This window comes from Chryseobacterium bernardetii (genome assembly GCF_003815975.1).
Classification (GTDB): domain Bacteria; phylum Bacteroidota; class Bacteroidia; order Flavobacteriales; family Weeksellaceae; genus Chryseobacterium; species Chryseobacterium bernardetii.
This window is the reverse complement of sequence record NZ_CP033932.1, coordinates 4,466,600-4,482,312: the sequence shown is the minus strand read 5'-3', so window position 1 is coordinate 4,482,312 and position 15,713 is coordinate 4,466,600. Positions and strand designations below refer to the sequence as shown.

The 15,713-nt window shown below is 35.5% G+C and carries 19 protein-coding genes; 16 read left to right on the top strand and 3 right to left on the bottom strand.

All coding sequences use genetic code 11. The features are described from left to right. Positions 1 to 120: 120 nt before the first annotated feature. Positions 121 to 276 (bottom strand): T9SS type A sorting domain-containing protein, encoded by a 156-nt coding sequence (locus EG339_RS24805; protein WP_225719206.1) that lies wholly within the window; start codon positions 274 to 276, stop codon positions 121 to 123. Between the two features lie 181 nt (positions 277 to 457). Here EG339_RS24805 and EG339_RS20500 point away from each other — a divergent pair, with 181 nt between their 5' ends. From EG339_RS20500 to EG339_RS20430, 15 genes are all read left to right on the top strand, one after another. After that, entirely contained in the window at positions 458 to 784 is a 327-nt protein-coding gene (locus EG339_RS20500) for a hypothetical protein (protein ID WP_123871741.1), read from the top strand. 17 nt (positions 785 to 801) lie between these two features. Continuing rightward, positions 802 to 1,434 (top strand): hypothetical protein, encoded by a 633-nt coding sequence (locus EG339_RS20495; RefSeq protein ID WP_123871740.1) that lies wholly within the window; start codon positions 802 to 804, stop codon positions 1,432 to 1,434. Positions 1,435 to 1,455: 21 nt separating this feature from the next. After that, a complete protein-coding gene (locus EG339_RS20490; RefSeq protein WP_123871739.1) occupies positions 1,456 to 2,232 on the top strand; it encodes a sensor histidine kinase in 777 nt (258 codons plus the stop codon). Between the two features lie 12 nt (positions 2,233 to 2,244). Then, on the top strand, positions 2,245 to 2,934 hold the full coding sequence (locus EG339_RS20485) for a response regulator transcription factor (protein ID WP_123871738.1): 690 nt from the start codon (positions 2,245 to 2,247) through the stop codon (positions 2,932 to 2,934). A 74-nt stretch (positions 2,935 to 3,008) separates the two neighbouring features. Further along, complete coding sequence (locus tag EG339_RS20480; protein WP_123871737.1) at positions 3,009 to 3,401, top strand: DUF1398 domain-containing protein; 393 nt, start codon at positions 3,009 to 3,011, stop codon at positions 3,399 to 3,401. 142 nt (positions 3,402 to 3,543) lie between these two features. Continuing rightward, positions 3,544 to 4,221 (top strand): DUF2490 domain-containing protein, encoded by a 678-nt coding sequence (locus EG339_RS20475; protein ID WP_123871736.1) that lies wholly within the window; start codon positions 3,544 to 3,546, stop codon positions 4,219 to 4,221. 81 nt (positions 4,222 to 4,302) lie between these two features. After that, positions 4,303 to 5,307 carry a bestrophin family protein gene (locus EG339_RS20470; RefSeq protein WP_123871735.1) on the top strand — a complete coding sequence of 335 codons (1,005 nt, stop codon included), beginning with the start codon at positions 4,303 to 4,305 and terminating at the stop codon, positions 5,305 to 5,307. 135 nt (positions 5,308 to 5,442) lie between these two features. After that, complete coding sequence (locus EG339_RS20465; protein WP_123871734.1) at positions 5,443 to 7,056, top strand: Na+/H+ antiporter; 1,614 nt, start codon at positions 5,443 to 5,445, stop codon at positions 7,054 to 7,056. Further along, positions 7,041 to 7,295, top strand: coding sequence for an SRPBCC family protein (locus EG339_RS24725; RefSeq protein ID WP_317126910.1), 255 nt, complete (start codon positions 7,041 to 7,043; stop codon positions 7,293 to 7,295). Before EG339_RS20465 ends, EG339_RS24725 begins: the two co-directional genes overlap by 16 nt. A 4-nt stretch (positions 7,296 to 7,299) precedes the next feature. Further along, positions 7,300 to 7,809: a GNAT family N-acetyltransferase gene (locus EG339_RS20455; RefSeq protein WP_123871733.1), complete on the top strand. Its 510-nt coding sequence runs from the start codon at positions 7,300 to 7,302 to the stop codon at positions 7,807 to 7,809. Next, positions 7,806 to 8,189: a VOC family protein gene (locus EG339_RS20450; RefSeq protein WP_123871732.1), complete on the top strand. Its 384-nt coding sequence runs from the start codon at positions 7,806 to 7,808 to the stop codon at positions 8,187 to 8,189. Before EG339_RS20455 ends, EG339_RS20450 begins: the two co-directional genes overlap by 4 nt. Before the next feature lie 35 nt (positions 8,190 to 8,224). Then, the gene (locus EG339_RS20445) at positions 8,225 to 9,247 is read left to right on the top strand and encodes a glutaminyl-peptide cyclotransferase (RefSeq protein WP_123871731.1); all 1,023 of its coding nucleotides are present in this window, start codon (positions 8,225 to 8,227) and stop codon (positions 9,245 to 9,247) included. An 88-nt stretch (positions 9,248 to 9,335) separates the two neighbouring features. Continuing rightward, entirely contained in the window at positions 9,336 to 10,301 is a 966-nt protein-coding gene (locus EG339_RS20440; protein ID WP_123871730.1) for a hypothetical protein, read from the top strand. Between the two features lie 23 nt (positions 10,302 to 10,324). Beyond that, positions 10,325 to 10,939: a deoxynucleoside kinase gene (locus EG339_RS20435; RefSeq protein ID WP_068943809.1), complete on the top strand. Its 615-nt coding sequence runs from the start codon at positions 10,325 to 10,327 to the stop codon at positions 10,937 to 10,939. 88 nt (positions 10,940 to 11,027) lie between these two features. Then, complete coding sequence (locus tag EG339_RS20430) at positions 11,028 to 11,378, top strand: ArsC/Spx/MgsR family protein (protein ID WP_123871729.1); 351 nt, start codon at positions 11,028 to 11,030, stop codon at positions 11,376 to 11,378. A 127-nt stretch (positions 11,379 to 11,505) separates the two neighbouring features. Here EG339_RS20430 and EG339_RS20425 read toward each other — a convergent pair whose 3' ends face one another. Continuing rightward, positions 11,506 to 11,811, bottom strand: a complete 306-nt coding sequence (locus EG339_RS20425; RefSeq protein ID WP_123871728.1) for a DUF493 family protein — start codon at positions 11,809 to 11,811, stop codon at positions 11,506 to 11,508. 41 nt (positions 11,812 to 11,852) lie between these two features. Then, positions 11,853 to 12,524, bottom strand: a complete 672-nt coding sequence (locus tag EG339_RS20420) for a DUF4197 family protein (protein ID WP_123871727.1) — start codon at positions 12,522 to 12,524, stop codon at positions 11,853 to 11,855. Between the two features lie 348 nt (positions 12,525 to 12,872). Between EG339_RS20420 and EG339_RS20415 the strand changes: the two genes are divergently transcribed. Then, on the top strand, positions 12,873 to 15,710 hold the full coding sequence (locus EG339_RS20415) for a SusC/RagA family TonB-linked outer membrane protein (RefSeq protein WP_123871726.1): 2,838 nt from the start codon (positions 12,873 to 12,875) through the stop codon (positions 15,708 to 15,710). Positions 15,711 to 15,713 lie beyond the last annotated feature (3 nt).

Genomic DNA, 15,713 nt, shown 5'->3' with positions numbered 1-15,713 from the left:
GTTAAAAAGTACTTGTAAATATAATAGTATCTCTAGAAACTGATTTTCAAAAAATAAAAGAACCGGCAGATTTCTGCCGGTTTTTTCAATATCTGCTGTAATTGTTTCTATCGAATAAGATTAATTCTTTTTAATGATTTTATAGCTTTCTGATTCGGTTTTCATCAGGTAAGCTCCATCAGGAAGTTCGCTGATATCAATCTTATTTTCACCTCTGACAACTTCTTTTGATTTTACAAGTTTTCCGGATTGGTCATATAGGTGGAAACAGCGTATTAAAATCTGAATTGTAAAACAGGTAGAAATACGCGCTTTTGATTATTCATATTGCTTTATTTTTGAAAAAGACAAATGAGATTGTTACGATTGAAATAAAATAAGTTTATTTTGACCATATAATTTGTTTTTTTCATAACTTCATTTTGTACAAAACCTATAACATTTAAAACCAATAACTATGGAATTACCTAAAAATGCCGTATCATTAGAAGATGCCATCAGATGGACCAAGAGATGGCAGCTAAAAGAATTAACTTCAGGGGTTGAAATAAAAGCGCACATGATTCCTTCAAAAGATGCGTTTGACATTTTTTATAATGATAAAGGGTTTAAAAATTACCGGGGTTACAACGCAATTAATGACGAAGGAGTATTTAAATTTCTTCTGGTAGGAGTAGATGACGACGGAAATGATATTGTGGATTACAGTAACGGAGATTATATTTATGATATGACGACACCATGCCCAAGCGTATGCTCAAAAGTAGTATGGTGGGAGCAGTAATCTAAAACTGAAGATCATTGGATCATTGGATTGAAATATTGTCATTAATTGGAAAGGGCATTCTGCTGATCAATCTGGCAGTATACTGTGTAGGCTTTTTTCATTCAGGAAGAGCCTATACATTTTTTATAAGCTATCTGGCATGGATATTAATTTGTGAAATCGTATTTTATGTATTGAATTATCAGAAGATCAATAATTTGTTTTTTTCTCATTATTATCTGATTATTCAGTTTGTGTTGCTGGGACTTTTTTTCCATGAAATTTTAACTGAAAAATATCAAAAAAATATAGCACGATTCCTTTTAATAATGATTCCTACGGTTCTGATCGTGCAGTATATAATAGATCCGGAGAAATATTATGTATTCAATTTATTTGAAATATTTGTCACTTCCTATTCTCTTATTATTTTGGCCCTGTTTCATTTATACAATATATTGGATACTGAAAAAAAATACAATTATATAAGCCTTGGGCTTCTGCTGTATCTGATAAGCAGTACCGTAATCTTCTTATCCGGAAATCTGTATACAGTAATGAATACCAATCTTCACAAAGAAATCTGGGTTTTTAATGTGGTGATGTTTATCGTGTATCAGCTTTTTATTTTTGCAGAGTATTTCTTTTCCCGCAGAAAAAATGTGTAACAACTGTTATGACCTTACAACATGAATGAAAATACAATTATTTCCACTATAGTCTATACCTTTCTGGCTTTTACCCTGCTGGCAGTTACGCTGGTCATATTCTATTATTTTTCAAATAAAAAAATAACGAAAAACCTTCTTCAGAAAAAAGAACTGGAACTCAGGTATGAGAAAGACCTTACCCATGCCATTATCAGTTCCCAGGAAAAAGAACGATTACGGATTGCCCAGGATCTCCATGATGATATCAGTTCAAAATTAAGTGTAGTCTCTTTAAATATCCATCTGTTGGATTTTGATAATTTAACGAGAGAGGAATATAGTGAACTGAAAAACAAAATTATCAGTCTGGTAAATACCACAGCAGAAAGCGCCAGGCAGATCTCACATGACCTGCTTCCTCCCATTCTTGAGAAATTTGGGTTACATGCAGCCATAGATGCATTGTGCTCAGAAATTAACATGTCTAAAGCCGTACAGATCTCTTATGCCAACAGCCTTTATTTTGCAAAAGCTGAGGATGAAAAAAATTTGCATATCTTTAGGATACTTCAGGAATTAATTAATAATTCTATAAAACACGGGGAAAGTACTCATATTGATATCATATTTAAAGGAAAGGATGGAAAAAATACATGTATCTATAAGGATAATGGTAAAGGATTCAATCTCAATGAAGACGTTCTGAAAGGAGGATTGGGATTACGGAACATAAGAAGCAGAGTAGAACTTATCAATGGTACATTGAAGATAGAAAGCGAAACCAGGAAAGGAATTACTATAGAATTTACATTTTAATTCAATTATAAGATGGAAAAAGACACCATTCGCCTGATGATCGTAGATGACGAAGCCCTGTTTCGCCAGGGGATTTCATTGTTAATACAGAGAGAAAAAGATATTATGCTGGTACGGGATTTCAGCAATGGAAGAGAATTGCTTGATGCTTTTGTCTCTCTTGAAGAGTTACCGGATATTATACTGATGGATCTCAATATGCCGGAAATTAACGGAGTGGAAGCAACCAAACAAATCCATATCAAATATCCTCAGATCAAAATTATAGCTCTCACCAGCTATAATACAAAAGCTTTTATTGTCAATATGATCCAGTCTGGGGCGTGTTCCTTTTTGAAAAAAAATTCAAGTCCTTCAGAATTGCTTAATGCCATTAGGGAAGTACATCAAAAAGGGTTTTATTATAATAACGAAGTAATGGAGGCTTTGCACCAGAATCTTACTGAGCCCAAGAAGAAGATCTCCAGTATCTTTGATGCCAATCATATTTCTAAAAGAGAGAAAGAAGTGTTGGAACTGATCTGTCAACAATACAGCACTCCTGAAATTGCAGACAGGCTTTTTATCAGTTCGAGAACCGTTGAAGGGCACCGTAATAGCCTTCTTTTGAAAACAGGATCTAAAAATACAGCTGGCCTGGTGGTGTATGCCATTGAAAGTAAAATGATAGATACCAATTATCTGAAAGACAGGTTCGATTGATTTTTTATTGATATTTTCTCATTAAATTAGTCTTTATTTTGAAATAAAAGACTAACCGAAAGAAAATAGAAAAGATGGAATTTACAATTGAAGATATTTCAGCAGCACACCAGAAAGTAAAAAGTGGGGCAGATTTCCCTCAGTACATTCAGGCTATAAAAAGTTTGGGTGTTTCTCACTATACAACTTATGTTTCTGACGGAAATACAAGCTATTTCAGCAGAGACCATCAATCAGTTCATACCGGAAGTAAATATGGTCCGCTTATTATTTCTGAAAAAACCAATCTTGACAATTTCAAATCTAAATTAAAACTTCATCAGCAAGGAGATACAGATTATTATACTTTCTGTAATGACTGTGCAGAAAATGGAGTAGAAGGCTGGAATATGAACCTTGATACAATGACCTGTACTTATTTCGATTCTGGTAAACATGAGATCCTGGTAGAGCAGATTCCCGATTGAGACTGGAGAAATTGGATATATGTCAGGTTTAAAGTTTCTTACTATAGCCTTTGGTTCACATTAATCACAAAAATATCGTTTGCTATTATTGATTTAAAATATTAATTTTGTTAATAACGATAGATAATAGTAATTAATGAGCATGAGAAAGGTTTTTACGAAGTTGGCATTCGCGGTATTAAGTTTAGGTTCAGTTCTGACATGGGCACAGAAAAATGATCTGGGTGCCTGGTATATGTATTTTGGGAATAATAAGATCAGTAAGAAATTAAACTGGCACAATGAAGTTCAGTACAGAAATTTTGATGCCATTGGAGATCTGGAGCAGCTTCTCATCCGTACCGGGATTGGATATGATCTGACAGAAAATAATAATAACGTCTTGTTAGGATATGGATTTATCCTTAGCCAGCCTTATGTAAACGGAGAGAAAAAGGAAAATATAGAGCACAGAATTTTCCAGCAGTATATTACCAAGCAGAAATTCGGACGTTTTAACCTCCAGCATCGCTATCGTTTGGAAGAACGTTTTCTGGAAGACGATTTCAGGATGAGGTTCCGTTATATGTTAGGATTAAATATCCCCATCACTCAAAAAGAAATGTTGCCGAAAACATTGTATGCATCCGTATATAATGAGATCTTCCTCCATTTCAATAGTCCTGTTTTTGATAGAAACAGGGTATATGGAGCTTTAGGTTATGTGATTAATAAAAACATGAGAATTGAAGCCGGATATATGAATCAGATTCAGGAAAACAGGAACAGAGGACAAATCCAGATTGGTTTTTATAACAATATACCGTTTACCAAAAACTGATAATAACCTGTTATGATGAATGCACTGATGAAAAATTTTATTAAAAATATCGATTATAACTAACACAAAAAACAACACATAATGCATTCAGGAAAAAGATTTGGAGCACGCGAATTTGTCAATTGGACAAGACGCAGTATCTATGCTCTGCTGGTATTGGCAGCTATACCTACTGTTTTATATTTTTTAGGCTGGAAATTCCTTTCCGTACCCTGGCAGCCTATCGCTATCATGGGGACTGCAGTTGCTTTTATCGTAGGATTTAAGAATAATGCCAGTTACAGCAGGCTCTGGGAAGCAAGGCAGATTTACGGAGCCATTATTAATGACAGCCGCAGCTTTGGATATATTGTAAGAGATTCTCTTCATGGTAAAGACCCGGATAAAGTAAAAGAAATGTTCCTTCGTCATTATGCATGGCTTACGGCACTAAGATTTCAGCTTAGAGAACCCAGGATATGGGAAAATACAGGAACTGCTCAGTTTGATGAGTATGCTAAAAAATATGATATTCCGGAAAGGCTTTCAAAGCTGGATGATGAACTGAAAAAATACCTTTCAGAAACAGAACTGCAATATATTCTGACCAAGAAAAACAGGGCAACACAATTGATGGCAAGACAAAGCAAAGACTTGTCTGAAGCATATGAAAAGGGAGAGATCAATGACTTTCAATGGGCACAGATCAATCAGCAGCTGGTGAAATTTACTGACAGCCAGGGAAAGGCAGAGAGAATTAAAAACTTTCCTTATCCAAGGAACTTTTCATCCATTACAACCTATCTTTTGTTGTTATTCATTGTATTTGTTCCTTTCGGATTGTTGAAAGAATTTGATAAACTGGGAGAAGGCTCCATGGTAGAAGGATGGACAATTTGGTTCAATATTCCCTTCTCCTTACTGGTAACATGGTGCTTTCATACTTTAGACAGTGTAGGAGAGGCATCAGTAAATCCTTTTGAAGGAAGTGCCAATGATGTACCTATTACCCAAATCAGCCGGACCATTGAAATAGATATGAGAGATATGCTGGATGAAACTGATCTTCCACCGGCAATTACTCCAAAAAACAATATTGTACTTTAATTTAAGCGATTGGGAAATAGCTGAAGTTAAATTTGCGTGAGATAAAAAACTTGTAGGTTAATAAACAGCAAGCCACATCAGTTAGCTTTTCCAGTTTAATAACAAAAAAATAATACTTAAAAAAACTAAATCGAGATGATTCACAGTTATGTTATAATATCCATTGTAGTCTTACTGTCTGTAATGATATTGGTAATGATCGGGCAGAAGCTGAAAGTAGCTTATCCTATCTTCCTTGTTATTGCAGGGTTGCTGATAAGCTTCGTTCCGGGAATGCCGCGTATAGAAATAGAGCCTGATCTTGTTTTCCTTATCTTTCTTCCCCCTATTTTATTTGAAGCTGCATGGTTTACCTCGTGGCAGGATTTTCATAAATGGAGAAAACAGATCTTTTCCATGGCTTTCGGCCTGGTGTTTTTAACATCAATAGTTGTTGCTTATCTTTCATCTTCTATTATTCCCGGACTCACCGTGGCAATGGGATTTCTTTTGGGAGGAGTAAATTCTCCGCCGGATGCCGTAGCTGCTACTTCAGTACTGAAGCATATGAAAATTCCTAAAAAGATCACCAATATCCTGGAAGGAGAAAGCCTGATTAATGATGCGTCCAGCTTAATTGTCTTTAAATTTGCTTTGGCAGCCGTTATTTCAGGACAGTTTATCTGGAAGGATGCCGTTCAGGATTTCTTTACCATGGCGATCGGAGGAATTGCTGTTGGAGTGGCGGTAGGCTTTCTGTTTGGAGCACTGTTGAGGATTATTCCTACCAACTCCAATATCGATACTGTGATTACTCTGATTGTTCCTTATATTATGTATGTAGGAGCAGAACACTTCCATTTTTCAGGAGTATTAGCAGTGGTTGCGGGAGGATTACTGATGTCTTACAATTCCCATTGTTATCTGAGTCATACCTCAAGGATACAGTCCGGAAATGTCTGGAGTGTGTTGATATTCCTGATGAATACCATTATTTTTATCCTTATTGGTCTTGAATTGCCAATTGTAGTGGAAGGTCTTACAGATTATACAATTTCAGAAGGAATTTTCTACAGTGTGGTGATTGGCGGAGCTATTATCGGAACAAGAATTGTCTACAGCTACGCTTTGATGTATTTCCCAAGACTCTGCTCCAAAGAATTAAGACTAAAAGTTCCGAAACCGGATTGGCGTGAACCATTTATCATCAGTTTCGCTGCGATGAGAGGAGTTGTTTCTCTGGCAGCAGCGCTGTCCATTCCTGCCTTTTTACCTAATGGAGAAGCATTTCCACATAGGAACATTATTTTATTTGTCACTTTCGTTATTATATTAATTACCCTGGTTGGTCAGGGATTATTGCTTGCCCCAATTTTGAAATTGCTGAATATTCAGGATGCCGGAAGTGAATTACCGGAAGAAAAGCAGGAAGTGATCCTGATGCGAAAACTTAAAGAAACGGCTTTACATAAACTTGAGAATGATTTTTCAGAGCTGGCAGTATCTAACAGCCTTGTTCGTCATCAGAAACATAAACTGGAAAACGAAATGATGCTGATGGCAGATAAGGCCCAGTGTATGGCCTCTACCGGAGATTATGTTACAGCAATCAATCAGAATAAAGATGTACTGCGCCAGATCATCCAGGCTCAGAGAAATGAACTGCACAGAATGAAAAAAGAGAAAATATTTGACGATCACGTGATGAGAACCATCGAAATGCAGCTGGATTTTGATGAAGCAAAAATCACCGGATTCTCACATGGATAATACACTGTTTTTACAATAAAGTAAAAATAAAACATACCTGGTCTTATCCTGATTTTTCAGATCAGAAAACAACTGTTATATGGGAACTGCAGCCTGAAAATGGAGGAACTTTAATAAAGCTGACCCATGAAGATATTGATAACTTTAAAGATTTGGGAGAAGGATTTTCAAGAGAAAATTTTACAGGCGGCTGGAACTCAATTGTTGGGCAAAGTTTAAAAGAATATTTAGAAAAATAAAAGAATGATCGTATTACAGCCTTTTCATATTGACGATGCGCCTGCATTAATTTCAAACATTAAAGATAGAAGGTCCCTGTTGCAGTTTGCCGGGCCTATGTATCATTTTCCTTTGACTCAGGATCAGTTGGAAAGAGATTTGTCTGATGAAAACAGAACACTATTCAAAATAGTTGATATCGGGAATCAGAAGACAATCGGGCACGCTCAGATTTTTTTAAAAGAGAAAACATTTCTGTTGGGCAGGATTCTGATCTGGGATGAGAATAACCGTGGAAAAGGCTATGGAAAAAAAGTAATGAAGGAACTCCTGAAATACGGATTCAGCAATTTCAACAGAGAACTTGCAGAACTGAATGTATATGATTGGAATACCGGAGCTGTTGAATGCTATAAAAAAGTAGGATTTGCTATTGATCCGGAGGTAAAGAACGAAGTGAAAATTGATGATGAAACCTGGGTTTCAATCAATATGAAGATTCGCAGGAATACTTTTGAACAACAGGAATCATGAGCAGATTTACAGGCCTTAGGCCGATGCTTTGGACTGAGAACTTAGATGAAACCATAGGGTTTTATATTCATATTCTCGGCTTTGAATTACTAAGCAGAAATGATGAATGGCATTGGGCTTCCCTTAGAAAAGATGATGTTTATATAATGTTTACTTTGCCTAATAGGCATGAAAATCCTGTAACGATTGGTTTTACGGGATCATTTTATTTTAATGTAAATAATGTGGATGAATTATGGGAAAACCTTAAAACAAAAGCCGGAATCTGTTATGAGATAGAGACATTTCAATGGGGAATGAGGGAATTTGCAGTGTATGATAACAACGGATATGTCCTACAATTTGGTGAACCTGTGGATAATATTGGCAATACGGAATAAAATTTGCTATTTTTGGGGAAATATTTAGAAAGTCAATGAAAAAAAATATAATAGCGGGTTTCGCAGCAATTCTATTACTGGCATCTTGTAATAAAGATAAAGAGATTCTGGATACATTAAACACCTATAATAATTCTATGGAAGCAAAAGGATATCATTTCGGTGACAAACTTCAGCTTCCGAAAGAAGTAACAGAAAATGCAGAAAGCGTAACCATCAGCTTTGGAGATAAAGAAACATCAGATTTAACCATTGATCCGAAGTTTTTTACTTTAGGAGATAATGCCGTTACTTTCAATATCAAAACAAAAGGGGGAGAAGTATTGAACCAGGATGCAACCATCAATGTATTTGCAAAAAATCCTGAAAAGAATATTGCTTACCAGATTGTAGCAGAATATCCTCACGATCCTAAAAATTTCGTGCAGGGATTCCAGGCAGAGGGAAATACCATTTATGAAAGCGACGGGCAGAACGGATCTTCACAGATTTTAAAATATACCTTAGGAACCACTACACCACTGGCCTCTACCAAGCAGGCTCCGGAAGATTTTTCAGAAGGAAGTACTATTGTTGGTGATAAAGTATATCAGTTAACATGGCAAAGCAAAAAAGGATATATTTATGATAAAAATTCCCTTAAATTGCTTTCAGAATTTGCCTATCCAAACGTATTAGGTGAAGGTTGGGGATTAACTTATGACGGGAAAAACCTGATTGCATCAGACGGAAGTAAATTATTATATTTCCTTGATCCTAAAGATCCTTCAAAACTGATTAAATATATTGCAGTAGCAGGAAGTTCACAGGCATACGATCAGTTAAACGAACTGGAGTACCACAACGGATTCCTGTATGCTAATGTATGGCAGAAGCCAATTATCCTGAAAATTAATCCTGCCACAGGAGAAGTTGTAGGGACATTTGATTTCACTGAAATTGCAAAACAGAATACCAAAGGAACGGATGATGTTCTGAACGGAATTGCTTTTAAAGGAGAAAATATGCTGGTAACAGGGAAGAACTGGCCAAAGATTTATGAAGTTGCTATTAAATAAGAAAAGTTTCATAACAATTTCTGTCCGAATAAAATAAATATGTAAATTGGTAGCGCTCCGTGAGGAGCGCTATCTTAGTAAAAGAATTTTGAGATTAATCTACCTGATATGCATTTTTATCTTCTGTACCTCTGCGGCACAGAATGTTCTTCCTTTGGATACTTTGAAGCTGAAAGAAGCCAAAGATATGCTTGCCGACGATTACGGAAATCTGTACATCTATAAAAATAAGGACTTTAGCTTTACAAAGTATGATTCTTTAGGGAAACAGATCGGGAAAATGATGCTTACCGTTCCCTATAAAGTACAGACGGTACAAAACCCTCTGTATGTTCCTTTGTTTTCTGAAAACGCTCAGGAAATGAAATTTGTAGACCAGAATATGAATGAAATCCAAAGAATAGATTTTAAACAGAAATTTGGGTTTATCAGAATGGCCTATGCCGAAGATTTACAGCAGCTATGGTTATTAGATGATAGTACAAAGCGCCTTATTCAATATAACTTCAGAAATGATACTACCATCAACTCATTTCCTTTTGATATTAGTTTCGAAGATCTGATGGATTTACTGGTGTATGAAACCAAAGTGTATGTTCTTACCAAAAAGCATATCAGAATTTATAACCTGAAGTTTGAAAAACTGTTTGAAGCTCCGGTGGAGAACGGAAAACGGTTCAGGAGAGAGAATGATGCCATTTTGGTTATTGCCAACAATTCAATCTTAAAATATGTTCCCGAAAAAGGAATGAGTCCTGTTTTTGATGATCCGGAAGCACAAATTGTGGATAAAAACATCCTTTCTTATTTTGAAATCAAAGGGAACAAGCTTTATCTTTACAGCCTTGAAAAAGTAAAGAAAGCCAGACAGCAGGAACAACAGAAAATCGAACTTCAGAATATAGAACAGTCTAGCGGGAAACCTTTAGAAAATATTGAAGACAAGTCCAAAGGAACAGAGGCGGAAAAGAAACCATCTGACAATACATTGGAACAGTTGATTGAACAGACTTCCGAAGTTCAGGCTGCAGGCGTAGAAAAGCTTATCAATTAACAGTAAATACAAGGAAAAAGAATATGCATATTGCAGTTACAGGAAACATTGGAGCAGGAAAAACAACTTTAACCACAATGCTTTCCAAGCATTACGGATGGGATGCACAGTTTGAGGACGTAGACCACAACCCTTATCTTGAAGATTTTTATTCAGATATGAGTAAATGGAGCTTTGCACTGCAGGTGTATTTTCTGGGAAGCAGATTCCGACAGGTAAAAGAGATTAGAGAAAGTGGTAAAAATATTATTCAGGACCGTACTATTTATGAAGATGCTCACATTTTTGCAGAAAACTTAAATGATATGAATCTTCTTTCGGACAGGGACTTCAATAATTATTCATCTGTTTTTGACCTGATGAAATCCTTTGTTTCTGCACCGGATCTTTTAATCTATCTGAAATCAGACGTTCCCAACCTTGTAAAGAAAATTTACAAAAGAGGACGTGAATATGAAGCATCTATCAGCATTGAATACCTTTCAAAGCTTAATCAGAAATATGAAAAATGGATTTCCAACTATACAGAAGGAAAATTATTGATTATTGAGGTAGATGATCTTGATTTCGTAGAAAAACCAGAAGATTTCGGATTAATCCTGGAAAAAATTGAAACCGAATTACACGGCTTGTTTTAACAAATTTTTACCAGAATATTAAGACAACATCCATTGAATTCTTGCTAAATTTGTTAAGAGCAAGTGTAAATTATAAAAATAATCAGAAATGCTAGTGAAGGTTTTACATAACGGAAACTGTTCAAAATCAAATGCCGTATTAGAGTATCTTGATGAAAACGGAGTGGCTTTTGAGATCATTAATATCATTGAAGATCCACTGAGTGTTATGGAAATTAAGACTGTTTTGAAAAAGCTTAATCAGAGTGTTTTTCATATCATTCGGAAGACAGATAAGCTGTACACTGAAAACTATGCAGATAAAAATTATTCAGAAGAAGAATGGATAAAGATTCTCGCTGAAAATCCTTCCCTGATCCAGAGACCTATCCTGGTAAAAGGCTCGGTAGCCATGTTGGGAAGACCTATTGAGAATGTAAAGTTTTTTATTGAGAAATAATAAATAAATATAAAAAAACTGCGGCTGTTTCGAAGAAACAGCCGCAGTTTTTTTGTTAAAGAAGGTAATATAACTCTCTTTCTATACTCCAATAAAAAGGCTGCCAGAAAATGACAGCCTTTTTATTCTACAATAGAATAACGCCTTCTATTTTTGCTACTTCTTTATAAATATTCACTACCTGGTTTGCATCTAATACAAATGCATTAATGTTGCAGGCGGTGTATTTTCCATTTTTGCTTTCGCGGTTTCCCAATGTAAATTTGATGCCATCAAAAACTTTGTAAATTTCAGTAAGTTTTGCTTCGTCCGTAGGAATAATAAATTTAAATAAATAATCCTCGGGAAAATCATGATGACCCTCCAGTTTTTCCTGTAAAGAGTTATAAAAATCTTCAGGATTTGCGTGTTGATTTCCTTGTAATATATCCATCTGCAATTCTAATATAATATATAAATATAACGAAATTTTTCCTATTTTCCAAATGGTCCTAGAAGGGACTTGGAGTTCTGATGTTCGTAATCTTCAATGATGTTGAAGAGTCCGGCTACCAGTTGTTCAGATGCCAGCTGGCTCAATCCGCCTGCGTTTACTGTATTGGTGTTTCCTCCCAGAAGGTTGCCCAGGAAATTGCTTCCTGCCAAAGCAGTGTTGATGGTTTTTACAATGCCATATTCATTCAGTTTTTCATCCACTTTCGGAGCGATTGCGGCAATAAGCTGTTGAGATGTTTTCTCCTTTAGGATTTGTGTAGCAGTGGTACCTTCAATAATCCGGGTTACATCCTGAGCGTTTAAACTGTTTACAGCACCCTGTAGGATAGGTCTCGATGTATTTACAGTATAGGCAGCAGCCTGGGCAATATAATCTCTTTCTTTAGCCACCAGTGACGGTGCAATTTTTTCCAGCATAGAGTTTATTTCCCTGAGTTGTTTAGGAAGAGCCTTGTCTACCATGTTGTTTTGTAAAAAGGCTTCTTTATTGGTATAAACGCCCATTCCTTTATCAATACCATTGAGTAACATTCTTTTAATAATCGAAAGGCCCATATCCGAAGTGGCCAAGGTTGTACAAGATTGTACAGTGGTGGTAATAACAGCACCGGTTCCAATTATAAGAGCCGCTGCAATGATATATTTTTTCATTGATCTTTTAATTGCTTTTCTCAAAAACTGCACCAAAGGTAAATACTATTCTTTATTTAACAAAATATTAATGATTAGTGAATTATTTGGTGATTTTTTGGATTGAAAATGTGATTTTGGTGTTATCAATATAATATTTAATTGGTGTTTATTTTGATTTTAAATCTTAAATAAATGGTTTTTTAAGTTATTTTATTTAATGAAATATATTATTTTCTGAATTTTTAAGATATATTAACAAGTTTCGCTTTTTTTTCTATTTTTGACTAATGTCTTCATTTGAGAAATTGAATGCTTCAAAATGAGACAATGTTGAAAATCTGATTGTACGAATAAAATTGAAACTATATGAAACAAAGTAATTTAAAGTATCCATGTCTCATCGCTGTTTTATACTTCGGGATGAACGTGAATGCACAGGTTACAAAAGATTCTGCCAAAGTTCAGAAGATTGACGAGGTAGTCATGATCGGATATGGTAGCCGTAAGAAAGTGGATAATACAACATCCATCAGCTCCATCAGTGCAGAAGAAGTAACCAAAACCAAAGTTTTGAATGCCTCCCAGGCTATTCAGGGGAAAGCAGCAGGGGTGCAGATTACCGCTTCTGATATGCCTGGATCTACACCATCTGTATTAATCAGGGGGCTAGGAACGGTAACTGGAGGAAGATCACCATTATATGTGGTTGATGGAATGTTCCTTGAAAATATCAATAATATCAATTCTAATGATATTCTTACCTATGATATTCTTAAAGATGCTGCTGCCTTGGCCATCTATGGAAATAGGGCTGCAAATGGGGTTATTATTATTACAACCAAAACAGGAAAAGGAAAACTAAGTGTTTCCTATGATGGGCTGGTAGGAGTGAGAACTCCTTTAAAGACTGTTAAGATGGCGAATGCTTCTGAGTTCGCAGCGTATAATAATACAGCACTTGGAATGAATAGGTTTTCTACAAATCAGCCAGTGAACACGGATTGGTTCAAAGAAATTACAAGAACAGGAGTTTATAATCAACATAACCTTTCTGTTTCAGGATCTTCAGAAACTGTAAAATATTTCTTTAGCTTAAGTAATTATGATGAACAATCTATCTTGAGAGGAACAGATTATAACAGAGCTACCATTAGATCTAATAATGAATTCAAAATTGCGAAAGGAATTACATTACAGCAGAATTTTAGTGTAGCTTTTACCAAAACTACTCCAAAACCGTTTAATGCCTTTACTACAGCGTATAAACAGTCCCCAATGGTTCCGGTTTACTATCCTTCAGGTCAATTTGGGATGCCTTATGTAAATACAACTACGGGTATTGTAGATTATTCAGGGAATAAGTTTAATGATGTAACCAACCCGGTTAGCCAATTACTGCTTAATAATGAACAGAATAAAAATACCCTACTGCAAGGTGGATTGAAATTAGATATAGATATTCTTAAAGGATTAAAATTCACCTCACAGTTTAATGGTGAATATTCTAATTATAAAGCTTATAACTTTAGAGATGAAGTTGCAATATGGCTTTCAGAAGATCCAACGAGAGTAGCAAGTGGCTTCTCAAATACAAATCCATACAATACACTGGAAAATACAAGAGAAGATTACTATAACTGGTCTTTAACAAATTACCTGACCTATAATAAAAAGTTCGGAGTTCATGACCTTGAAGCAACCATAGGTACGGAAACTACGGTAAGAAATGGTATTGACCAACTGATTGTTAAAAGAAAGAATCTGCTTTTAAATGATCAGAACTATTGGAATATCAAGGATACTAATTATGTGAATAATGTTCAGACACTTAATTCTGTAAAATATGACAGGAATACAACGGTTTCTTATTTTGCCAGAGCTCAGTATAAACTAATGAACCGTTATTTGTTAAGTGCAACAATAAGACGTGATGGTTCCTCACAGTTTGCAGCCGGCCAAAAATGGGGTACTTTCCCATCATTTGGGGCAGGATGGGTGATTACTGAAGAAGATTTTATGAAAGACAGTTTCTTTGATCTATTGAAATTAAGAGGAGGTTGGGGTAAACTTGGAAATCAAAGAGTACCTTTAAATTACCTTCCTTTAAGCTCTGGAACAGCTTACAATTATGGGTTCGGAAATGCCAATCCTGTAAGTAATGGTATTACAGTAAATAAAGGTTTTGACCCGGTTCTAGGCTGGGAAGTTACTGAAGAAACTTCTGCAGGATTAGATTTTGGAATGTTTAATAAAAGATTAACAGGTAGCATTGATGCCTATAACAGAGAAACAAACAATCTTATTCTGGGAATTACTAATTATATCACGTCAGGGCAGTCGGATACATATTATTCTCATGTAGGTGCTGTAAGAAACAGAGGGTTGGAGTTTTCATTAAACTGGGCTGATAAAGTTGGAGAAAACTGGTCGTATTCTTTGGGAGCTAATTACTCTTATAACCAGAATAAACTTACCAGGGTAGATACACAGAAAAATATTGCTCAGTTATCAGGAGGTGATCTTGGCAACGGGCAATGGACAAAGCTTTTTAATGGTTCTACGGTAGGACAGGCGTTGGGAAGTTTTTATTTATGGGAATATGATGGGCTTGATGCCAATGGAAATATGAAATATAAAGATCTTAATGGAAATGGCGTTACAGGACGTGCTGATGCAGGAGACAGAAAATATTTCGATTCTTATATTCCAAAATCAACCTTAGGAATTAATGTTTCTTTAAGCTATAAAAACTGGGATTTTGCGGCAAACGGTTATGGGGCATTTGGGTTTAAAGTTTATAATGGTAAAAAAGCTCAGAGATCAACCAGTACAAATATAGAAGCTTCAGTAGCAGGTAATTATTGGACTCCTGCCAATACAAATGCAGGAAATCCGGCTCCTTCTACAGAAATTCCAATCGCTTCAACATACTTTCTTGAGTCCGGAGATTTCTTTAGAATCAATAATATCTCAATTGGATATACCATCAAAAATGTTGTAGACTATGTAAAATCTGTGAAATTCTACGTAAGTGCCATCAATCCGTTAATATGGCAGAAATATACAGGATATTCCACAGAATTATCAGGATATAATCCTACAGATGCAAAAACAGAAGGAGATCCTTATAAAATGGCAGGGGTAGAATTGAATGCCTATCCTACTTTAAGATCTTTTGTATTCGGTGTAAATGTAAACTTTTAGAAA